The organism is Streptomyces sp. NPDC005017, assembly GCF_042873115.1.
In the GTDB taxonomy this organism is placed as follows: Bacteria; Actinomycetota; Actinomycetes; order Streptomycetales; family Streptomycetaceae; genus Streptomyces.
In genome coordinates this window covers 168,711-189,871 of record NZ_JBIALD010000009.1, presented here as the reverse complement: position 1 = coordinate 189,871, position 21,161 = coordinate 168,711, and the positions used below count along the sequence as shown (strand labels likewise).

General features: G+C 73.3%; 19 protein-coding genes and 3 tRNA genes. 15 read left to right on the top strand and 7 right to left on the bottom strand.

All coding sequences use genetic code 11. From position 1 onward, the window contains the following. Positions 1-96 precede the first annotated feature (96 nt). The 7 genes from ACFYR0_RS16430 (at position 97) to ACFYR0_RS16400 (ending at position 6,515) form a co-directional block, all read left to right on the top strand. Positions 97-1,050 carry a phosphatase PAP2 family protein gene (locus tag ACFYR0_RS16430; protein ID WP_389327505.1) on the top strand — a complete coding sequence of 318 codons (954 nt, stop codon included), beginning with the start codon at positions 97-99 and terminating at the stop codon, positions 1,048-1,050. Beyond that, positions 947-2,134 (top strand): hypothetical protein, encoded by a 1,188-nt coding sequence (locus ACFYR0_RS16425; RefSeq protein WP_389327502.1) that lies wholly within the window; start codon positions 947-949, stop codon positions 2,132-2,134. Before ACFYR0_RS16430 ends, ACFYR0_RS16425 begins: the two co-directional genes overlap by 104 nt. After that, entirely contained in the window at positions 2,125-3,723 is a 1,599-nt protein-coding gene (locus tag ACFYR0_RS16420; RefSeq protein ID WP_389327499.1) for a hypothetical protein, read from the top strand. The genes ACFYR0_RS16425 and ACFYR0_RS16420 overlap by 10 nt, the downstream gene beginning before the upstream one ends. Then, positions 3,720-5,060, top strand: coding sequence for an AAA family ATPase (locus ACFYR0_RS16415; RefSeq protein WP_389327496.1), 1,341 nt, complete (start codon positions 3,720-3,722; stop codon positions 5,058-5,060). The genes ACFYR0_RS16420 and ACFYR0_RS16415 overlap by 4 nt, the downstream gene beginning before the upstream one ends. A 280-nt stretch (positions 5,061-5,340) precedes the next feature. Further along, a complete protein-coding gene (locus ACFYR0_RS16410) occupies positions 5,341-5,706 on the top strand; it encodes a hypothetical protein (RefSeq protein WP_389327493.1) in 366 nt (121 codons plus the stop codon). Between the two features lie 121 nt (positions 5,707-5,827). Beyond that, positions 5,828-6,451 (top strand): bifunctional DNA primase/polymerase, encoded by a 624-nt coding sequence (locus ACFYR0_RS16405; RefSeq protein WP_389327490.1) that lies wholly within the window; start codon positions 5,828-5,830, stop codon positions 6,449-6,451. Then, a tRNA-Lys gene (locus tag ACFYR0_RS16400) sits at positions 6,442-6,515 on the top strand. Before ACFYR0_RS16405 ends, ACFYR0_RS16400 begins: the two co-directional genes overlap by 10 nt. A gap of 92 nt (positions 6,516-6,607) precedes the next feature. On the opposite strand, the gene ACFYR0_RS16395 is transcribed toward ACFYR0_RS16400, so the two are convergent. Continuing rightward, the gene (locus ACFYR0_RS16395) at positions 6,608-7,870 is read right to left on the bottom strand and encodes a M6 family metalloprotease domain-containing protein (RefSeq protein ID WP_389327486.1); all 1,263 of its coding nucleotides are present in this window, start codon (positions 7,868-7,870) and stop codon (positions 6,608-6,610) included. 404 nt (positions 7,871-8,274) lie between these two features. Here ACFYR0_RS16395 and ACFYR0_RS16390 point away from each other — a divergent pair, with 404 nt between their 5' ends. After that, positions 8,275-10,098 (top strand): putative bifunctional diguanylate cyclase/phosphodiesterase, encoded by a 1,824-nt coding sequence (locus ACFYR0_RS16390; protein WP_389327483.1) that lies wholly within the window; start codon positions 8,275-8,277, stop codon positions 10,096-10,098. 134 nt (positions 10,099-10,232) lie between these two features. On the opposite strand, the gene ACFYR0_RS16385 is transcribed toward ACFYR0_RS16390, so the two are convergent. Both ACFYR0_RS16385 and ACFYR0_RS16380 read right to left on the bottom strand, forming a co-directional pair. Continuing rightward, positions 10,233-11,327, bottom strand: coding sequence for an LLM class flavin-dependent oxidoreductase (locus ACFYR0_RS16385; RefSeq protein WP_389327480.1), 1,095 nt, complete (start codon positions 11,325-11,327; stop codon positions 10,233-10,235). Between the two features lie 338 nt (positions 11,328-11,665). After that, a complete protein-coding gene (locus ACFYR0_RS16380) occupies positions 11,666-12,340 on the bottom strand; it encodes a decarboxylase (RefSeq protein ID WP_389327477.1) in 675 nt (224 codons plus the stop codon). Between the two features lie 221 nt (positions 12,341-12,561). Here ACFYR0_RS16380 and ehuB point away from each other — a divergent pair, with 221 nt between their 5' ends. The 6 genes from ehuB to ACFYR0_RS16350 all read left to right on the top strand — a co-directional run bounded on the left by ehuB (position 12,562) and on the right by ACFYR0_RS16350 (position 16,591). After that, positions 12,562-13,452 carry an ectoine/hydroxyectoine ABC transporter substrate-binding protein EhuB gene (ehuB, locus tag ACFYR0_RS16375; RefSeq protein WP_389327474.1) on the top strand — a complete coding sequence of 297 codons (891 nt, stop codon included), beginning with the start codon at positions 12,562-12,564 and terminating at the stop codon, positions 13,450-13,452. Beyond that, a complete protein-coding gene (gene ehuC / locus ACFYR0_RS16370) occupies positions 13,449-14,096 on the top strand; it encodes an ectoine/hydroxyectoine ABC transporter permease subunit EhuC (RefSeq protein WP_389327471.1) in 648 nt (215 codons plus the stop codon). Before ehuB ends, ehuC begins: the two co-directional genes overlap by 4 nt. After that, positions 14,093-14,743 carry an ectoine/hydroxyectoine ABC transporter permease subunit EhuD gene (gene ehuD / locus ACFYR0_RS16365; RefSeq protein WP_386379670.1) on the top strand — a complete coding sequence of 217 codons (651 nt, stop codon included), beginning with the start codon at positions 14,093-14,095 and terminating at the stop codon, positions 14,741-14,743. Before ehuC ends, ehuD begins: the two co-directional genes overlap by 4 nt. Further along, positions 14,733-15,464, top strand: coding sequence for an ectoine/hydroxyectoine ABC transporter ATP-binding protein EhuA (gene ehuA / locus ACFYR0_RS16360; RefSeq protein ID WP_389327468.1), 732 nt, complete (start codon positions 14,733-14,735; stop codon positions 15,462-15,464). The genes ehuD and ehuA overlap by 11 nt, the downstream gene beginning before the upstream one ends. A 194-nt stretch (positions 15,465-15,658) precedes the next feature. Beyond that, entirely contained in the window at positions 15,659-16,417 is a 759-nt protein-coding gene (locus tag ACFYR0_RS16355; RefSeq protein WP_389327465.1) for an IclR family transcriptional regulator, read from the top strand. Positions 16,418-16,517: 100 nt separating this feature from the next. Beyond that, positions 16,518-16,591, top strand: a tRNA-Lys gene (locus tag ACFYR0_RS16350). A gap of 58 nt (positions 16,592-16,649) precedes the next feature. Here the strand turns inward: ACFYR0_RS16350 and ACFYR0_RS16345 are convergent. The 4 genes from ACFYR0_RS16345 to ACFYR0_RS16330 all read right to left on the bottom strand — a co-directional run bounded on the left by ACFYR0_RS16345 (position 16,650) and on the right by ACFYR0_RS16330 (position 20,743). Beyond that, positions 16,650-17,102 carry a hypothetical protein gene (locus tag ACFYR0_RS16345; protein WP_389327462.1) on the bottom strand — a complete coding sequence of 151 codons (453 nt, stop codon included), beginning with the start codon at positions 17,100-17,102 and terminating at the stop codon, positions 16,650-16,652. 103 nt (positions 17,103-17,205) lie between these two features. Next, the gene (locus tag ACFYR0_RS16340) at positions 17,206-17,811 is read right to left on the bottom strand and encodes a lytic polysaccharide monooxygenase (protein WP_389327459.1); all 606 of its coding nucleotides are present in this window, start codon (positions 17,809-17,811) and stop codon (positions 17,206-17,208) included. A 427-nt stretch (positions 17,812-18,238) separates the two neighbouring features. After that, positions 18,239-19,354, bottom strand: a complete 1,116-nt coding sequence (locus tag ACFYR0_RS16335) for an SPFH domain-containing protein (RefSeq protein ID WP_389327456.1) — start codon at positions 19,352-19,354, stop codon at positions 18,239-18,241. 84 nt (positions 19,355-19,438) lie between these two features. Further along, positions 19,439-20,743, bottom strand: coding sequence for a peptidoglycan-binding protein (locus ACFYR0_RS16330; protein ID WP_389327453.1), 1,305 nt, complete (start codon positions 20,741-20,743; stop codon positions 19,439-19,441). Positions 20,744-20,927: 184 nt separating this feature from the next. Here ACFYR0_RS16330 and ACFYR0_RS16325 point away from each other — a divergent pair. Beyond that, positions 20,928-21,001 (top strand) — tRNA-Lys (locus tag ACFYR0_RS16325). Positions 21,002-21,161 lie beyond the last annotated feature (160 nt).

Here is a 21,161-nt window from a genome sequence, read left to right as displayed (position 1 = left end):
GCGTCTACAGGGCCGGGGGACCGCGCGGGCGCGGCTCACACGTAAGGTGGCACGACCGGCCAACGGCGCCGAGCGACACAGGGGGAGGACGATCGGATGCCGCAGTCCGAGATAGTGCGTGCTCAGGCGGTCCGGCAGCTCCGACCGCGCTGGTGGTCCGAGCTGCCGCTGATCCTGCTGGTGTACGCCTGCTACTCGGCGGGCCGGCTGCTGGCCCGGGGCGACGCCTCCACGGCCGTGGACCACGGCCTGGCGATCCTGCGCGTCGAGAAGGTCCTCCACCTCAACGCCGAGCATCCGCTGAACCGGCTGTTCACGAGCGAGGCCTGGCTCGGGGTCCCCGCGGACTTCTGGTACGCCTCGCTGCACTACCTGGTGACGCCGGTGCTGCTGGTGTGGGTGTTCCGCTCGCGGGCCCTGCACTACCGGGCGGCCCGCACCTGGCTGATGACCTCGACGTTCCTCGGTCTGATCGGCTTCACGCTGATGCCGACCTGCCCGCCCCGGCTGCTCGACGCGGCGCACGGGTTCGTGGACACCATGGCGCAGTACAGCTCCTACGGCTGGTGGGGCGGCGAGGCGAGCGCGCCGCGCGGCCTGGGCGGTCTGACGAACCAGTTCGCGGCGATGCCCAGCCTGCACGTGGGCTGGGCGCTGTGGTGCGGTGTGATGCTGTGGCGCCTGGGCGGCAACCGTCTCGCGAAGACCGCCGCGGTCGTCTACCCGACGGTGACCACGATCGTGGTGATGGGCACCGCGAACCACTACTTCCTCGACGCGGTCGCGGGCGCGGCCGTGATGGGCGTCGGACTGCTGCTGACCCCGCTGGTGATGCGGGCCGCGGACCGGATCTTCCGGCGCGGCGTCTCCGGTTCCGAGCCCTCCGCACCGGCCTCCGGGGACACAGAGGCCCCGATTGTCAGTGGCGGATGCCAGACTTCCCCGGGTGAGCGAATTCCACGGCAGCGCGAGTCCGCCTTTCCCGCGGCAGCCGGACCGGACTCCTCCCCCTCCGACGCGGACGACGGGGCTCCGGCAGCGGCTCGCTGAGCTGCGCGGACCCGAGGTGGCGGCCCGCGCGCTGGACGCGCGTGCCCTCGCCGCCCTGGCCGCCAACCCGGGATGCAGACGGCGCGCCATCCTCGACGGCGCGGGCGTGCACAAGGCCACGCTGGCGAGCGCGCTGGGCTCCCCCTCGGCCTTCGGGCAGTCCCAGTTCGCCCTCACCAGGGGCAACGCCTTCGAGGCGAAGGTCAAGGCCGACGGCGGCGCCGAACTGCTGCGCCTGGCGCACCGCGTCCTCGCCCCCGGCTCCGAACCGCCGCAGGACGCGGCCGTGCCCGACCTGACGGCCGCCGGCCCCGAGGGGCGCACCGCGCGCACGGCACTGGCCTTGCGCGAGGCCGCCGGGGCGCCCGGCACCTGGACCCTGCTCGACCACCCGATGCTCGCGCTGGACGTCGCCGGTTCGCCCGCCTTCCTGGAGCCGGACGCGGTCGTGGTGCACCCCGACGGCTCCTGGTCGGTCGTGGAGATCAAGTCCTTCCCGATGCTGGACGGTTCGGCGGACCCGGCGAAGGTGGGCGCCGCCGCCCGCCAGGCCGCCGTGTACGTGCTGGCGCTCGAGGAGGTCGCCGCGCGCCTTGAGACCAGCCCGCGCGTGCGCCACCACGTGCTGCTGGTGTGCCCCAAGGACTTCTCCAACCAGCCCACCGCCTCGGCGGTCGACGTCCGCAGGCAGCGGGCCGTCACCCGCCGCCAGCTGGCCCGGCTCACCCGCCTCGACGAGATCGCCGACGCCCTGCCCGAGGGGCTCTGCCTCTCCCCCGAGCTGCCCGCCGAGCAGCTGACGGAGGCCGTCGACGCGATCCCGGCCGCCTACGCCCCCGAGTGCCTGTCCGCCTGCGAACTGGCCTTCCACTGCCGGGCCCGCGCCCGTGCCGACGACGCGGTGACCTCGCTGGGCCGCTCGGTGCGTGCCGAGCTGGGCGCCCTGACCACCGTCACCGAGGTGCTGGCCGCCGCCCGGGGCGAGACCGGCGACCCGGACGACCCGGCGGTGGCGGCCCTGAGAAGGGCGGCCCGGCTGCGCGCGCAGGCGCTGGGCAGGACGGAGGCCGCCGTATGTCGCTGATCGCCACCCTCGCCCGTCTGGAGGCCGTCGACCGCGGGGTCGCCCAGCCGCTGGCCACCGTCCGGCACCGGCACCTCTCGCCGCGCCCGCTGGTGTTCGTGCCGCTCACCACGGCCGGTGAGGCGGGCGCCCCGCTGGGCGCGCTGGTCGGCACCGAGCGCGACGCGCCGCGGCTGCTGGTGGTCCCGCAGCCGCGCGACCGTGACCTGCGCTCCGCGTTCCTCGCCGACCTGGCGGACGTCGTGCTGCCGTACGTCGAGTCGTACGCCGACGACGTGGAGGCCGCCGAGCGCGCCGAGACCGACCCGGAGACCGGCAAGCGGGTGAAGGTCGAGGTCGAGCTGTGCGCGGACGCGCCGCAGCTGATCGTGCCGGGCCGGGCGGGCGTCGAGTACGTCCGGCTGCTGGGCCGCTCGACGCGCTTTCGGCGCACGGCCGAGCAGGACCCGGAGACGCCTTACCCGGCACCTACGCGGGTGCCGCTGCTGGGACGCTGGCTGACCCACTTCGGGGAGCGGGCCAGGGTGCCCGGGTCCTCGCTGCTGCTGGCCCTGACCGAGGTGCTCGGCCGGCACTGGGCGACCGGCCAGTCCACCCTGGAGGACCAGCACCTAGGCGCCCTGCTCGCCTGGATCGACCCACCCCGGGGAGCGAGCGGCGCGGAGGCGGCGCTGCGGGCGGAGCTCGCCCGCGACGAGCAGGGCCAGCTGGAGTGCCCGCCGGCCGGCCCGGCCACCGACCCGGCCTTCGACAACAAGCTGCTCGCCCCCGCCTTGGAGCGCTACGACAAGGCCCGCTCGGCGCTCGCCGCCGCCGAGGACGGCCTCCAGGCCGACGCCCGGCTCGCCGAGCTCAGCGCGGCGGAGCGGCACGTCCGCGATCTGGTCCTCAGCCGCACCCGCCCCACCTGGGACGCCGTCTGGCAGGGCCTGGACCTGCTGCGGACGCTGCCCGAGGCGGCGCACGCGCAGGAGCGCTGGACCCGCGACCGCTGGTCGTTCACCGGGCACCGCGACCGTGTCCGCTCGGGCGAGCCCCCGCAGCCGCGCCGCGACGACGCGGTGACGGCGGCGAACAAGCTGGGCGCGCGCGAGCGCGAGCAGGCCCGCCTCGAGGCGCAGGAGGCGCTCGACGACGAGCTGGTGATGGCGGGACGGCGACTGGCCGGGGAGGCCTTCGCCGGGGAGGTCGTCGACGTCGTCATGGCGTACTCCGAGGGCAGGCGCCCGAGCCCGCGCCCGCTGGTCGTGGTCCGCACCGAGGACCGCCCGCAGCTGGCCGAGCGGGCCCGGGTGTACCGCTCGCTGGACGGCAGACCGCAGACCGCGGAGCTCGTCGGCTTCGAGGACGAGGGAGCCCTGGTCGTGCTGCGCGTCCTGGACAAGATGGGCCGCGGCAAGGAGCCGGAGGCCGGTTCGGTGCCGGAGAAGGGCGACGCGCTCTGTTTCACGGCGTTCGAGCACGACCAGCGCGGCGGCGCGAAGCTGCCCGACCCGGAGAACACGCCGTGGACGCACGGCGGACCGCCGGGCGAGGGGGCCGCCGTGCCGGAGACCGCCGACGCCGTGACCGAGGAGGACGTGCTGTGAGCACACGGACCGTTTTCGACCCGGGCGCCGAGGCGGGCCGGGCCACCGAGGCGATCCTGCGCGACACGCTGCACGGCACGGACCGCGGCGTCGTCGTGGACTCCCCGCCGGGCGCCGGCAAGTCCACCCTGGTGGTCCGCGCGGCGCTGGAGCTCGCCGACGCCGGCCGCCCCCTGATGGTGGTCGCGCAGACCAACGCCCAGGTCGACGACCTGGTGGTACGGCTGGCCGAGAAGAGCCCGGAGCTGGCCGTCGGCCGGCTGCACAGCAGCGACGCCGACCCGTACGACAAGGCGCTGGACGACCTGCCGAACGTACGGAAGTCGGCGAAGGCGGCCGAGCTGGCGGGCCTGCCCGTGGTGATCTCCACGGCGGCGAAGTGGGCGCATGTGAAGGTCGACGAGCCGTGGCGGCACGCGATCGTCGACGAGGCGTACCAGATGCGCTCGGACGGGCTGCTGGCGGTGGCCGGGCTGTTCGAGCGGGCGCTGTTCGTGGGCGACCCGGGCCAGCTGGACCCGTTCTCGATCGTCGGCGGCGAACAGTGGGCCGGGCTGTCGTACGACCCGTCGTCGTCGGCGGTCTCGACGCTGCTCGCGCACAACCCGGGCCTGCCGCAGCACCGGCTGCCGGTGTCCTGGCGGCTGCCGGCCTCGGCCGCGCCGCTGGTGTCGGACGCGTTCTACCCGTACACCCCGTTCCGCAGCGGCACGGGCCACGAGGACCGGCGGCTCGCCTTCGCGGTGCCCTCGGACGGCTCGGGCCCCGACCGGGTGATCGACGAGGCGGCGGAGTCCGGCTGGGGTCTGCTGGAGCTGCCCGCGCGGCACACCCCGCGCACGGACCCGGAGGCGGTCCGGGCGGTCGCGGCGGTGGTGCGGCGCCTGCTGGACCGGGGTGGCGCGGCGATCTCGGAGCGCTCCGAGGACCCGGCCCCGCTCACCGCCGACCGGATCGCCGTCGGCACCGCCCATCGCGACCAGGCGGCGGCGGTCCGCGCCGCCCTCGCGGGCCTCGGCGCGGCGGACGTCACGGTCGACACGGCCAACCGTCTCCAGGGCCGGGAGTTCGACGTCACGGTCGTCCTGCACCCCCTGTCCGGCCGCCCCGACGCCACCGCCTTCCACCTGGAGACGGGCCGCCTGTGTGTCCTGGCCTCCCGCCACCGCCACGCCTGCATCGTGGTCTGCCGGGCGGGCGTGACCGACCTCCTGGACGACTACCCGTCCACGGAACCGGTCCAGTTGGGCACGGTGGTGAAGTTCCCCGACGGCTGGGAGGCCAACCACGCGGTCCTCGCCCGCCTCGCCGAACACCGCATCACCTGGCACCCCTGACCAGCACCGACCGGCCCACCCGCCCGCCGAACGGAGTCCGGCACACCGCCGCAGGCGGCCCGACGACACAGCCCCGACGGCCGGGAGGCCAACCACGCGGTCCTAGCCCGCCTCGCCGAGCACCGCATCGTATGGCGTCCCTGACCAGCACCGACCGGCACAACACCCCGAGCGGCCCACCCGTCCCGCCGACGCCCGAGGCCCTCTTGCGCGGCCGCGCGACAATGGAGGGTGGTCCGCCCCGGGCGGGCCGTCCGGAAACGTACGAGGAGGACACGACATGGCGGAGCCCACGCCGCGCCCGAACGAACCGCGGCTACGCCCCGCGCCCCTGCTCTTCGAACCCGCCGAGGCCGCCGGGGACCCGGAGCACTTCTTCGACCTGGAGTCGATCGACGACCCGCGGGCGCTGCTGGCGCGGGCGACGGAGCTGACGCAGGCCTTCCGCGCGGCGGCCGACCGGGCGATGGAGTTCCAGGCGGTCGCGGCGGCTCAGCTCGCCGACCCGCGGCGGTTCGACCGGCTGACGCACGCGGACATCGCGGAGCGGGCCGAGTGGACCGAGGACTATGCCAAGAAGATGGTCGAGTTCGGCCGCGGCCTGCTGCGCGGCGAGAACGGCAGCGGCCACGCCGACCCGGTCTGAGCATCACGCCCGCCCGGCATATGCCAGGTGGGCGGGCAAGATACTCCTCCGCACCCGCCGCTGTCCCGGTTTCCCCCAACCCCGCGAGGCGGCACGCTCCCGCCCGGTACATCTGTCCGGCATGAGCAGCTTTCGGCACGAACCGACCTACGGCCTGTTCGACGAGGGCCGTGGCAGCGCGGGACTCACCCCGGACGGAGCCGCCTGGCTCGCCTCGGCAGGAACGTATCCGCGCAGCACGCTCGCGCTCTGGCGGGAGCATCCCGACGCCCCCGTGGTGCTGCCCTGCGGCTCCGTGTTCGACGTGGTGAGCGCCCCGGCGGTGTTCGGCCGCCGGATGCTGGACCGGCTGTGGGGGGACGGGCCGGGCTCCGGCCCGGTGGCGGTGTTCCGCGGCCGCACCCTGCTGTTCGCCGCGCCCGGCACGGCACAGCGGCTGCCGTCGCTGCTGGAGTGGGAGGAGTTCGGCTCCCGGGACGGCGGGCGTACGGCGGCCGTGCCGCCCCTGCTGTGCCACGGCACCGGCGACGCCGTGACCGTCCCCGCGCCCGTCGCGGACCCCCGTTCCCGGCTGCCCCTGGGGTCCCGCTGGCTGGTCGGCCCGGACACGCGTCAGCCCTGGTTACCGGGCCCGGAGGTGCTGATCTGGGCGGCCGTGCGGGCGGCACGCGAGGCGGTGCGGATATCGATTTTTCCTCCCGCCGATCAGGATGCTAAGGTCTACGACGTCAGCAGGCGCCGCTAGCTCAGTTGGTTAGAGCAGCTGACTCTTAATCAGCGGGTCCGGGGTTCGAGTCCCTGGCGGCGCACAGCTAAAAGGTCGCTGACCTTGACGAGAGCCCCCGGTTTTCCGGGGGCTCTCGTCGTTCTTCCGCCTCGTGGCCGCGCCGCGGCCCACAGGTCAGGCGGGGACGATCCGCACCGTCCAGGCACCCGCCGGGGTCCGTCCCTCCACCTCGACGCGCACGCCGTCACCCGGCACCGTGAAGGTCTCCCCGACGTCGACGGGGGCGTCCGCGAGCGGCGGGTACACGGAGGTCTCCCAGCAGGCATCGGTGTCGGGGTGGGCGTCGATCACCTCGACCGGGCCGCCGCCGGACACGGCCGAGCTGTTCACCCGGTAGACCAGCACCCCGCTGCGGCAGGCGGCGGCGTCGTTGCCGACGGACCCGCGCGCCTCGAAGGCGAGCGCGCTGTCGGCGCCGGTGCGCACCACCGCGAGCTTGGTGCCGCGGCCGAGCCCGAACGAGGGCGCCCCGGCGGCCCCGGTCACCGGCACCCCGGGCCCGGCCCCGAGCGGCTCCAGCGTCAGCCGGACCGGCCCGGTGCCGCGCACACAGGTCACCTGGCGCGGCTCCAGCCAGCCCAGCTTCCACTTGTGCCAGGCGAAGAGGTCCGGGGCGAGCCCGAACTGGCTGCCCATCAGGTCCCAGTCACCCACATGGGTGTCCCAGTCGCCGGCGCCGTCCACGGGCCGGTGGTACAGATCCGGCAGGTCGAACACATGCCCGGTCTCATGGGCCAGCACCAGCCGGTCCGGCGGATGCTTCTCGAACACCGTGACGAACCGCCGGATGTCCGTGCCGTCCGCCCGCAGCGGGACGTCCAGATTGACGACCTTCGTGGCGTCGGAATCCACGCCGGGCGCGTCCGGATCGGCGACGAAGTACACGACGTCGTACGCCGAGAAGTCCACCTCGCGGTCGGCCGCCGCGAGCGCGTCGCGCAGGTAGGCGGCACGGTGGGCGGCGTTCCAGTCACGACGTATGGCGTACGCCGTGGAGGCGCGGGGCATGGTGATCCACTGCCGCAGCGCGTGCGGGCGCAGGGTGAACCTGCCGTAGGAGGCCCGCTGGAAGAAGTCGCTGGTGGCCGGGAAGTGATCGGCGGTCAGCTCCTGGGGCGTGGTGAGCGGCTCGGCGTCCGGGAAGGACAGGAAGACCAGCACCGCGTCCAGCGAGCGGGTGGGCTTCGGATACGCGGCGTTCCAGGTCGAGACGCCCTCGGAGTGGTGGGCGTCGGTGCGTTCCAGGGCGCAGGGCGCGGCCGAGAAGGACTCGGCGACCGAGGGCGCGCCGATGAAGGAGGTGGCGGCGAGCGCCGACATGGTGGTGAGGACGGCCGCGGGCTTGCGCAGTCGGGGGCGCGGGAGCGGACGCGGCACAGGGACCTCCGGATGCGGTGAAGGTGCCCCCACGCCCTGGAGGCGGTGAGGGAGGGACACCGCAACCCAGCCTGTGCGACTTTCACGTCATATGCCCTGTTTGCCTGCACCGGACGAGTGAGAGATGGGACGCCTGAGGCCCCCGGCCACGCCGCCACGCGCGCGACACCCCCGAACCGCTCACGGTCCGTCACAATCGGTCGACAGCCGAAGAAACCGTCCCAGCCGGGGGCAGAAACGATCCACCAGAAAGACGGGTCGCGCGCCGGTACACGGGGGACACTGGAGAACGGCTGGAAGGGTCAAGGGGCAGCCTCTATGATCGGCACACTTTCCTGACACTTCCTGCCCGGACAGAGATCGAGCAGAGACCCAGCAGATCGAGTGCACTGCGGGAGCGAGCGGTGAGCGGAACGCCCGAAGGGCCGACACCCGCGGCAGACCTCATCGGGCCGGCCGTCACAGAGAGTGATTTCCAAGCGTCTCGTCGTACCGGTACCGAGGCTCCGGACTCCTTTCGGTCCGCCTTCGCCTCGGCCCCCCTGGCGATGGCCGTCGTCGACCGGGAAGGACTGGTCTCGACCGCCAACGACAGCTTCACCCATCTGTTCGGCACCGCCGAACGACCGGTCGCCGGACAGGTCGCGGCCGAACTGGTCGACCTCGCCTCCGACGGCCGTACCTGGCACGCCTATCGCGAGGTCCTGCGCGGGCGCCGCGCCCGGCTGCGCTGCACCCGCCGGATCAAACACCCGGACGGGCACGCCGTCTGGGTGCAGGTCACGGTGTCCCCGCTCGACGAGCACACCGAGGGCGTGCTGGTGTCCGTCGCCGACATCAGCGCCCGCCGCGAACTCCAGGCACGGCTAAGGCACTTGCAGATGCACGACCCGGTGACCCGGCTGCCCAACCGCACCCTGTTCTTCGAGCGGCTGACCGCCGCGCTGGAGGCCGTGCCGGAGGAGCGCGGCAGCACCGGCCGGATCGGGCTGTGCTACCTGGACCTCGACGGGTTCAAGGCGATCAACGACACCCTCGGCCACCGCGTCGGTGACCGGCTGCTGGCGGCCGTGGCCGAACGGCTCAACCGCTGCGCCGACGAGGCCGGTTACGCCCGCGCCAGCGCGCCGCTGGTGGCCCGGCTCGGGGGCGACGAGTTCGCCCTGCTGGTCGAGGACTCCACCGGCACCGACCAGGTGGCCGACCTCGCCGAGTCGGTGCTCCTGGCGCTGCGCGCGCCCTTCGACCTGTCCGGCCGGCGGCTGTCGGTCACCGCGTCCGTCGGCGTGGTCGAGCGTCTCGCCGCCGACACCACCGCGACCGGGCTGATGCAGGCCGCCGACACCACGCTGTACTGGGCGAAGGCCGACGGCAAGGACCGCTGGACCCTGTTCGACCCCGAGCGCAACGCGCACCGCATGACCCGTCAGGCCCTCGCCTCCACCCTGCGGCCCGGCATCGAACGCGGCGAGTTCCGGCTGGAGTACCAGCCCCTGGTCGGCATGGCGGACGGCCGGCTGCGCGGGGTGGAGGCCCTGGTGCGCTGGGACCACCCGCAGTTCGGCACGCTGACGCCGAATCGGTTCATCGGACTGGCCGAGGAGGACGGCGCGATCGTCCCGCTCGGCCGCTGGGTGCTGGCCACCGCCTGCCGTCAGGCGCGCCGCTGGCAGCTCGAACACCCCGGCCAGGAACCCCTGTTCGTCAGCGTGAACGTCGCCGTACGGCAGGTGTGGGACTCCGACCTGGTGGCCGACGTCGACCGTGTGCTCGGCGAGACGGGCCTCGATCCGGGGCTGCTCCAGCTCGAACTGACCGAGTCGGCGGTGATGGGCTCCGCGGGCCGGCCCCTCCAGGTGCTCCAGGCGCTCAGCGCCATGGGCGTCCGGATCGCCATCGACGACTTCGGCACCGGCTACTCCAACCTCGCCTATCTCTCCCGGCTGCCGGTCGACGTGCTGAAGCTCGACGGCTCGTTCGTGCGCGGCTTCCAGTACGAGGGCGAGGGCGCGCCGCCGAACCCGGCCGACGAGGTCGTCGTGGAGGCCATGATCCAGCTCGCCCACCGGCTCGGGCTGACCGTCACGGCGGAGTGCGTGGAGACATCCGCGCAGGCGGAACGGCTGCGGCGGATCGGGTGCGACACGGGGCAGGGCTGGCTGTACTCCCGGCCGGTGGCCCCGGACCGCATCTCCGGGCTGCGGGCACCGGCGTCCTACGCGGGCTGAGGCCGACCGGAGGCACCGGCCTCCCACGCGGGCGGAGGCCGGCCGGGGGCACCGGCCTCCCGGTGTCGAGGCGGGGGCCAGCGGCCTCCCGGCGGGCCCCCGCCACGGGCCTCCCGCGCGCGGACCGGCCCGCGCTACGCGACCGGCTTCGGCAGGCCGTACGCGTCGGCGATCAGTTCGTAGGAGCGCAGCCGGATCTCGCCGCTGTGGGCGTTGGCGGTGAGCATCAGCTCGTCGGCGCCGGTGCGCTTGTGGAGTTCGTCCAGGCCCGCCCGCACCTCGTCGGCCGTGCCGTGGACGACGTTGGCGTTCCAGGAGTCCATGAACTCCCGCTCCAGCGGGCTGAAGTCGTACGCCTCGGCCTCCTCCGGGGTGGGCACCAGGCCCGGCCGGCCCGTGCGCAGCCGGATCATGCCGAGCGCGGCCGCCCTGACCTGGCGGCGGGCCTCGCGCTCCTCGTCCGCGGCGAGCGCGGAGACGCCGATCAGGGCGTAGGGCTCGGCGAGCACGGCGGACGGCTCGAACGACTCCCGGTACAGGTCGAGCGCCGGGACGGTGTTCCGCGCCGAGAAGTGATGGGCGAAGGCGAACGGCAGCCCGAGCACCCCGGCGAGCCGGGCGCTGAAGCCGGAGGAGCCCAGCAGCCAGACCGGCGGGCGGTGCGCGGACTGCACCCCGCCCGGCGAGGTCGCCTGGACCGGGCCGGGAACGGCGTGGACACGGCGGTAGGGGTGGCCGTCGGGGAAGTCGTCGTCCAGGAAGCGGATCAGCTCGGCGAGCTGCTGGGGGAAGGCGTCGGCGGCCTCGTCCAGGGTGTCGGAGCGGCGCAGCGCGGCCGCGGTGGCGCCGTCCGTGCCGGGCGCGCGGCCGAGGCCGAGGTCGATCCGGCCGGGGGCCATCGCCTCCAGCGTGCCGAACTGCTCGGCGATGACCAGCGGGGCGTGGTTGGGCAGCATCACACCGCCCGAGCCGAGCCGGATGCGGTCGGTGTGTGCGGCGAGGTGGGCGAGGATCACGGCCGGGGAGGACGAGGCCACACCGGGCATGGAGTGGTGCTCGGCCACCCAGTAGCGGTGGAAGCCGCGGGACTCCGCGAGCCCGGCGAGCCGCACGCTCGTGCGCAGGGCGTCGGTGGCGGTCCGGCCCGCGCCGACGGTGACCAGGTCCAGTACGGACAGGGGGACGGGGGCCGTTCCGTGGATCGTTCCGCGGATCTCGTCTGCCGTCACGGGTGCCTCCTGTGTGCTGCTCGCCTGGTCCTTCGGGCGTTAACAGGAGACTGTCCCCGTTTTATTTCCGGCCGCCAGGACCCGTCCGGCCCGCGGACCGCCTCCGGGGGCCGACACCGCCTCCGGCCGCCCGACCACCTCCGAGGGCCGAACCGCCTCCGGGGACCGGACCGCCTCCCGCCGCCGGACCGCCTCCGGACGCCGGACCCATCCGGCCCACGGACCACATCCGGCCGCCCGACCACCTCCGGGGACCGAACCGCCTCCGGCCGCCCGACCACCTCCGAGAGCCGAACCGCCTCCCGCCGCCCGACCACCTCCGGGGCCGTGCGCGCGGCTCAGACCTGGACGATCGGCTCCCGGGTGAACAGCGCGCCCAGCCTCGGGGCGTTCACCCTGCGGTCCGTCAGCCGCAGCGCCTCCCAGACGGTCACCTGGTGGGCGGTGAGGACCGGCTTGCCCAGGGCGTCCTCCAGGGCCGGGAGGTGGGCGACCGTGCGCAGGGAGGTGCCGGGGACGAGCACGGCCTCGGCGTCCGGGGTGTCGGCGGCACGGGTGAGGGCGAGCAGACGGGCCTCGTCCCAGCCGGTGGCGGTCTCGGCGTGCACGGCGGTCACCTCCAGCCCGCCCGCCCGCAGGAAGCCGGCGAATTCGGCCGCCTCGGTGCCGGTGTAGGGGGCGGCCACGGCGACGCGGCGGGCGGCCACCTCCGCCGCTGCGTGGACGAACCCGAGGGAGGTCGAGGAGGCGGGCAGCCCCGCGGTCATGGCGAGGGCGCGGACCCGGCCCTGGGCGCCGGTCCACCCCGGGGTGAAGCTCTCCCGGGTGCCGGCCCACACCACCGCCTCCGCCCCGGCCAGCCGCAGCTGCTCCACGGCCCGGGCGAGCGGCTCGGGGTCGTCGATGTCCGCACGGACGACGTCCACCCTGATGTCGCTGCCCAGCAGCTGCTCCAGACGCGGATAGTCGTCGTCGGCCGAGTGACCCGGGTGGAGGATTCCGAGTGCGGTCATGTCCTGTGCCTTCCTGCCGTCGTGGGGCGGTACGGGCCCGGCGGACGGGTACCCCGTGGAGGGGGTGCCCTCACCACGCTCACCCGGTCGGGCGACACCGCCCTCCCGGTCCCGCTCCCAGTCTCCCTCCACGGTTCGCACACCGAGCGGTCACGAATCCGCCGCCCCGTGCCCCGGGTTCCGGGGGCATAACCGGGGCGGCCCCGGGTAGCCGCGCCGCCATGGTTCGATCACACAGCACGTCAAGATCTCGTCGGTCGCTGCTCGCGGGGGTGGCGGCGGCCGGTGCGCTGGGGGTCGCGGGATGTTCGAGGGTGGCCACCGCGTCCGGGGTGCGGGGCGGTGACCTGCTGGCCCGGCTGAGGGCCCAGGGGGTGGTGCGGCTGGGGATAGCCGGGGAGATCCCGTTCGGGTACATCGACACCGACGGCCGTCTCACCGGCGAGGCACCGGAGTTGGCGAAGGTCGTCTTCCAACGGCTGGGCGTGCCCGAGGTGCAGCCCGTGCCCACCGAGTTCGGCTCGCTCATACCCGGACTCAACTCGCAGCAATTCGACGTCGTCGCGGCCGGGATGTACGTCAACCCCGAGCGCTGCGAGCAGGTCCTCTTCGCCGATCCCGACTACCAGATGCTCGACGCGTTCATCGTGCGCAAGGGCAACCCGATGGGCCTGCGCGACTACCGGGACGTCGTCGAGAAGAAGGCCCGCTTCGCCACCGGCACCGGGTACGCGGAGATCGACTACGCGGTCGGGGCGGGATACGAGGAGAGCGACATCCTCATCGTCCCCGACCAGGTCGCCGGGCTGAACGCCGTGGAGGCGGGGCGGGTCGACGTGTTCGCGGGCACGGCGATCACGGCCCGGGAGGTGGTGAAGAAGTCCGCCAAGGCCGAGGCGACGAAGCCGTTCGCGCCTCTCGTGGACGGCGAACCCCATGTGGACGGCGGCGCGTTCGCCTTCCGGCGGGACGAGACACGGCTGCGGGACGCCTTCAACGCCGAGCTGCGGAAGCTGAAGCGCAGCGGTGAACTGCTGCGCGTGCTGCGCCCGTTCGGGTTCACCGAGGCCGAGATGACCGACCTGACCGCGAAGGAGCTGTGCCGCCCATGACCGCGGGACTGTGGGAACTCGTGCTCGAAGGGGCCTGGACCACGCTCCAGCTGCTCGTGCTCAGCGCGCTGCTGGCCGCCGCGGTGTCCTTCGTCGTCGGGGTCGCCCGGGTGCACCGCCGGTGGTTCGTCCGCTTCCTCGCGGGCTTCTACACCGAGGTCTTCCGCGGCACCTCCGCGCTGGTGATGATCTTCTGGGTGTTCTTCGTGCTGCCGGTCGCCTTCGGCTGGCAGCTGGTGCCGCTGTGGGCGGGCACGCTCGCGCTGGGCCTGACCTACGGGGCGTACGGCTCGGAGATCGTGCGCGGGGCGCTGAACGCGGTGGACCCGGCGCAGAACGAGGGCGGCATCGCGCTGAGCTTCACGCCCTGGCAGCGGATGCGGCTGGTGCTGCTGCCGCAGGCGGTCCCCGAGATGGTGCCGCCGTTCTGCAACCTGCTGATCGAGCTGCTCAAGGGCACCGCGCTGGTGTCCGTGATGGGCATGGGCGACCTCGCCTTCAGCGGCAACCTGGTGCGGCTCGCGCTCCAGGAGAGCTCGGAGATCTACGCGTACATCCTCCTGATCTACTTCGCGATCGCCTTCGTGCTCACGCGGCTGATGAAGGGCCTGGAGAACCGGCTGAAGGCAGGGGTGGCCCGATGAACTGGGACTGGAACGCCGTACGGGACTTCATGCCGCACTTCTGGGACGGGCTCCTGGTCACCCTGCAGGCGCTGGCGCTCGGGTCGCTGGTGTCGTTCGCGCTCGGACTGGTGTGGGCGCTGCTGATGCGTACGCCGACCCGGTGGGTGCGCTGGCCGGTGGGGGCGGTCACGGAGTTCGTCCGCAACACCCCGCTGCTGGTGCAGCTCTTCTTCCTCTTCTACGTGCTGCCCGAGTGGGGCCTCGCGTTCTCGGCGCTGACCACCGGCGTCCTCGCGATCGGCCTGCACTACTCGACGTACACGATGCAGGTCTACGGCGCCGGCATCGACGCGGTGCCCCCGGGGCAGTGGGAGGCGGCGACCGCGCTGAGCCTGCCGCGCCGCCGCACCTGGACCGCGGTGATCCTGCCGCAGGCCGTGCGGCGGGTGGTCCCCGCGCTCGGCAACTACGTCATCGCGATGCTCAAGGACACACCGCTGCTGATGACGATCACCGTGCTGGACATGCTGGGCCGGGCGCGGCTGTTCTCGCAGCAGGAGTTCCGCTTCACCGAGCCGCTGACCGTGATCGGCGTGGCCTTCGTCCTCGTCTCCTATCTCGCCTCCGTACTTCTGCGCACCCTGGAGCGACGCCTTGTCCGTTGAGATCAGCAATGTCACGAAGAAGTTCGGCGGCCAGACCGTCCTGGACGGCCTGGACCTGAAGGTGAGGGCCGGCGACCACGTCACCCTGATCGGGCCGTCCGGGTCCGGCAAGACCACGATCCTGCGGATGCTGATGACCCTCACCGAGCCCGATTCGGGCACGATCGCGGTCGACGGGCGGCAGCTGTTCCCGGCCTCCGAGAGAGAGCGCCGCGAGGTGCGGCGGAACATCGGCATGGTGTTCCAGCAGTTCAACCTGTTCCCGCACATGACCGTGCTGCGCAACATCACCGAGGCCCCGGTCACCGTGCTCGGCCAGTCGCGCGAGGAGGCCGAGGAGCGGGCGCGGGAGCTGCTGGACATGGTCGGGCTCGCCGACAAGTGCGACGCGAAGCCGGCCCGGCTGTCCGGCGGCCAGCAGCAGCGGGTGGCGATAGCGCGGGCGCTGGCGATGCGGCCCAAGGTGCTGCTGCTCGACGAGGTGACCTCGGCGCTGGACCCCGAGCTGGTCGCGGGCGTCCTGGACGTCCTGCGGGACGTCGCCCGCAGCACCGACATCACCCTGCTGTGCGTGACCCACGAGATGAACTTCGCCCGGGACGTCTCCGACGAGGTCCTGATGTTCGACGCGGGCCGGATCGTGGAGTCCGGTCCGCCGGAGAAGATCTTCAACGAGCCCGAGCAGGAGCGGACCCGGGAATTTCTCGGCGCGGTCCTGTGACGACAGGGTGTGAACGGCCGGACACTCCAGGTCTCGACAATGGGGCATGACTTCGGCATATGCCAGGGTGCCGGTGTCCCAGTTGAGGGGCTCGTTTCTCGCCAACAACCGCTCCACATCGGCCGTTTGACGGTTATCGTTGAGTGGATCCGACACCCGGATCACGGCCAGGAAAAGCGACCGCAGGGGGAACCGTGGCGCTGAAGCACGAGCCGACCGCGCCGTACCACTCGGCACAGGGCGCCCTGCGCGTCCTGGAGACCGTGGCACGGCACAGCACCGGCGTCACCGACGCCGAACTCGCCCGCGAGACCGGGATCGGGCGGGAGCGACTGACCACGCTCCTGCGGATGCTGCGTCGCGAGGGCTACGTCGAGCAGACCGCCGACGGGGCGTACGTCACCGGCGACGCCCTCGCCCGGCTGAGCTCGGCACACCGGCACGAGGAGGCCCTGCGCGACCAGCTCCAGCGGACCCTGAACCGGCTGCGGGACTCCGTGGGCGCCGCCGTCTACATCAGCCGGTACGTCGACGGCGAGGTGAAGGTCACCCAGTACGCCGACGGGCCGGCCACACCCGCGGTGAACGAGTGGGTGGACTTCCGCCAGTCGGCGCACGCCACCGCGGTCGGCAAGAGCCTGCTGGGCCAGCTCGACCACGACGGCAGGCGCGACCATCTCGCCCGCCACAAGATGGCCCGCCTCACCTCGCGCACGATCACCAGCGACAAGCTGCTGCTCTCGCGCCTGGAGGCCCAGCCGCCGACCGTGCCGGTGCTGGACCTCCAGGAGTACGCGGTCGGTACGGTCTGCGCGGCCGTGCCGATCACCGCGGGCTCCGCGGTCGGCTGCCTCGCGCTGTCCCTGCCGGTGGAGCACGCGCACCGGCTGCGCCAGGCCGCCGATACCCTCAACCGGAACGCGGCCCCGGTGCTGCTGTCACTGGCCATCTGAGGTGCGGGAACGGTCCCGGGGCAGGTGGTCGGGAGCATCCCCCGGGACCGGGTAGTATTTTCTTCGTCGCCGGCCGCGAGAAGCGGAGGGCGAGGGTCATGCGCCGCTAGCTCAGTTGGTTAGAGCAGCTGACTCTTAATCAGCGGGTCCGGGGTTCGAGTCCCTGGCGGCGCACGGACGAAGGGCCTCTCGCGAGAGCGAGGGGCCCTTCCTCGTGCCCGGCGTGAGCGCGTCAGCCGGGAAAGCCCTGGAAGGCGGTCGCGTAGGTGACCATGAAGCCGACGCAGAACGCGACGAACACGCCGAGGAAGACCAGGGTGCCCATGGTGCCCGCCGCCGCCCTGCCGTGCCTCGGGGGCAGCGCCGTGGCCACCACCCGCGGGCCCTCCGCGTAGCGCACGGTGACGAAGTCGCCCTCCACGACGGTCCCCGGGCCACCCTCCTCCTCGAAGCGGACGACGCGGCCGTCGCGGGCGGTGAACTCGTAGACGTGGTGCATCGCCGTGCGCACGGAGGTGTCGCCGCCGCCGTACGTGGTCGTGTACGTGCGCAGACAGCGGGCCTCGGCGGTCAGGCCGCTGTTCCAGGCCGCGCTGAGCTGGAGCCAGCGCCGCACCACGCGGTACCCCATGAACAGGGCGACGGCGATCATGAGGCTGGGAACCAGGAAGAAAAGTACGTCCATCACGCTTCCCCCGAAGTCGTGTCACGCTCCCCTGCGCCGGCACGGTTGTACCGGCGCAGGGGGAACGTACCCGCGGGGGGTCGCGGATTTGCTCAAGTCACCCTCAGAAGGTGACGTCCGAGCACGCGTAGAACGCGTTGGTCGTGTCGGCGACCGTCCAGACCGCCAGGATCACGTGCCGACCGCTGAGCCCGGCCGGAAGCGTGCCGCTGTGCGAGAGCGTGGACGGAGGCCGCTGACCGTTGTAGGGCACGGTCAGGAACGGCGTGAGGTTGAGGTCGGACCGGGACAGGTTGTGGTTCTGGTTCCAGCCCGGCTTGGTCACGTAGTACTTGAAGTCGCTGGTGGCGTGCATCGCGGTGAACTGCCAGCGGAAGGTGTAGCTCTGCCCGCCGGTCACCCTGGTGGCCGGCCAGGCACCGCCGGACGGTGTGCGCGGCGAGCTGAGCGGGGCGAACTGGCCCAGGCCCGCGTTGCAGATCGTCCCGTCGGCGGGACCCGAGGCCGGGAAGCCCTTCGGGCCCTCGACGCTCTGCGGCTCCCACTGGATCTGGCCGCAGCCGGTGACGGTGCCGTTCTGACAGAGCTTCTGCCGACTGATGGGGAGGTCGGTGTAACCGTGACCGCTGGCGCCGCCGGAGGAGAGCACGATCGCTCCCGTGGTGGCCAGACCCACCGCGGCGGCGTACAACTTGGTCTTTTTGCGCATACTGCCGCTCCTGGAGAACGTGGGGAAGTTCAGTGAGCCGTGCAGGTCTAGACCAAGTAGCAGAGTATTCCGGTTAGTTGAACATGTCCATACCAATCACAAACCCGACCTCTCGGGTGCGCGGGGGCGCGGCCCTTCGGGGGCGCGGGGAACTGCGCGATCTTTCGGGGACGCGGGGGCGCGCGGCCCTGGCGCGGGGGGCGCGGCCCTTCAGAGGCGCGGGAGGCGCGGCCCTTCAGGGGCGCGGGAGGCGCGGCCCTTCAGGGGCGCGGGGAACTGCGCGATCTTTCAGGGGCGCGGGGAACTGCGCGATCTTTTAAGGGGCGCGGGGAACTGCGCGACCGGCCACGGACAACCCGCACCCGACATGCCACAGCACACACCCGCGCCCCCGCCACGCGCCCCCGGCCCCTCACCGCCCTCAGGGCTACTGCTCACCACGCCCCGCACAGAACGCAACCGTCAGATCCTTCACCAGGGCCTTGCGTTCGTAGTCGTCCAGCTCCACCAGCCCCCGCATGGTCAACCGCGTCACCGTGTCCTCGACCGAGTCGACAACGGAGGTCAGCACACTCGCACGATGACGCGCGTCCAGCGCCGCGATCCGCCGACGATGCATCGCCGCCGCGACCTCCGGCGCATACTCCACCCGCACCGGCTGCACCGAGAACACCTCCAGCCCCACCGGCGCCGCCTCCCCCACGACCAGCCGGGTCAGCGCCTCCCCCGTCGCCGCCACCGACCCGCCCGCCCCGCCGGGCATCTCCACCGGCACCCGGGCCAGCGCCGCCTCCACGCACTCGCGCAGATACGTCTCGTGGTCCTCCACCCCGAGCACCGCCCGCGCGGTGTCCCGCACCCGCCACACCACCAGCACCGACACCCGCACCGCGACCCCGCTCGCGTCGGCCGCGGGCAGGACCTCGCTGCGCCAGTGCCGCAGCCGGACGTCCACCCGGCGGCGCAGCAGCAGCGGGTTGACCCACATCAGACCGGTGCGCCGGACGGTCCCCCGGTAGCGGCCGAACAGCCCGAGCACCCACGCCCGCCCGGTCCGCCCGCGGGCCAACCCGCCCACGCCGAACAGCCCCAGCGCCCCGGCCCCGGCGTACGCCGCCCACTGCGCGGGGCCGAGCCCGGCCGCCGCCGACACGGGCAGGCCGAGCGCCTCCACCACCGCCGGCGGCAGCGCGCCCGACCACCAGGACGTGGCCGCGCAGCCCGCCGCCCCGCAGGCCCCGGCGAGGACGCCGAAGGCTCCGGGCAGCACCCTGGCGGGCCGTTCGGCCAGCTCGGGATCGACCTGCGGCGCGGGGCGGACCTGCGCCGCGACGGGCCTGCGCACCCGGGGCTGTTCGCCCGTGCCCTGGCGGCGCGCCACCACCGCCGGGCCGAGCGGCACCGGCTCCGGGTCGGGTTCGTCGCGGAACAGGAGGTGGACGGGGATCTCGGTGGTTGCCTCGTTCTGGATGAGCCGGCCCGGCCGGGGCCCGCCGCCCTCGGGCGGCCCGGACTCGGGAGTGGGAGAAGTGGTCGTACTCATGCGTGCCTCCAGCCTCCGCGCCAGATGCGTCATGACAGTGGGTGGTCCCGGGACCCTCGGCCCGGGCAGAGCCGAGGGTCCCCGCTACGCGAACAGCCGCCGCCAGGTCTCCGGCCCCGGGTAGCCGTCCGCCGAACTGCCGCGCCAGCCCTGGGCGCGCTGGAAGGCCTCGACCGCGCGGCGGTCGGCCGCGCTCCAGCGGGGGCCGGGCCCGGTGGTGTAGTACCTGCCGAACCCCTTCTTCACGAGCCGCTGTCCGAGCTGGGTGACGTAGGCGTTGTTCGCGCCGGGCCGGAACACGTCCCGTCCCGGGAACGGGGGGACCCTCGGCGAGGAGGGTGCGGGCGGACCCGCCGCGCCGCCGGTGATGTCCCGTCCCTTTCCGCCGGTCAGCAGGGACCAGGTGTGCGGCCCCGGCAGTCCGTCGGCCTCCGCGCCCTTCCAGCCCTGGGCCAGCTGGAACGCCCGGGTCGCCCGCCGGTCGGAGTCCGACCAGCGCGGGCCGGGCCCGGAGGTGTAGTAGCGGGCCGCTCCGCGCTGGACGAGCATGCGGCCGAGCTGGGTGACGTACTCGTTGTTGGCGCCGGTCCCGAAGTAGCCCGGCCCCGGATAGGGCGACCTCACCTCGGGCTCGGGCTCCGGCTCGGAACCGCCGGTGCCCGTGCCGGGGACGACGCCCTTGTAACGGTAGGCGAGGTACTTGTCGGCGTGGCTCCAGTACGGGTACGGCGTCACCTGTCTGCGGGCGCGCGGCGGCGTCGCCTCGTAGGCGACGTAGTAGCTGTGGGTGTAGTCGGTCCAGCCGCCGAACAGGGTGACGTGCGAGCCGCGCTGCGGGTCGGCCGGGTTGTGGAACAGCAGGATGTCACCTGGCTGGAGCTCCTCCTTCGTGATGCGGTCCGCGTAGCGGTGCAGGCTGCCGGTCCACTCGTTGCCCGGAAGGCCCCAGGCCATCGAGATGAAGCCCGAGCAGTCCTGCCGGTAACCGTCGGGCCAGTAGGCGGTCATGCTGTAGGGGACGCGCGCCGCCGCCCACCGCTTCGCCCGGTCGATGATCTCCGCGCGGGTGATCTCGGGTGTCTGGGGCTCGGTCGGGTCCGCCGGGCTGCCCGCCGGGCCGTACAGCGGGGAGGTGGCGCCCTGCGGGGTCTCGGGCTCGTCGCCGGCGGGAGCGCCGGGGTACTGGGAGGCGTGCGGGGCGGCGACGGCCGGGAGCGCGTGGCCGGCGCCGAGGGCGGCGGAGGCGACCGCGGCCACCGCGAGCACCCGGTGCGAGGCCGGGTGGCGGGCCGCCCCGGACCGCGGCGGGACGCGCCCGGCACAGCCGGGGCAGTCGCAGTCGCTCGCGGGATCGAATTCCTCGAAGACCGGAGCCTCCGGAGTCCCCATGCGATTCTCCTCACACCCCAGGTGGAATTGTCCAGGCCTGTGCACATTGCCCAGTTTCCCAACTGACTTACGGGTGCGCATGCTGACGGTCCGAATGGTGTACCCGGCCCCGCCGGGGCTGCGGCCCCCTCGCAGGTGGTCGGGAGCACGTCCGGTGGTCATGTAGAGTTAACGATGTCAGCAGGCGCCGCTAGCTCAGTTGGTTAGAGCAGCTGACTCTTAATCAGCGGGTCCGGGGTTCGAGTCCCTGGCGGCGCACAGACGAAGAAGGCCCCCCGCAGCTGCGGGGGGCCTTCTTGTGCTGGGCATCTTGCGATCATGCCGAACGGCGTAGAACCCTGGCGGGCAAAGAGGCCGGGGCACAGAACGCGCCACCGGGGACGGCGCGGAAAGCGGTTGCGCGGCGGGCGGGGCGTAT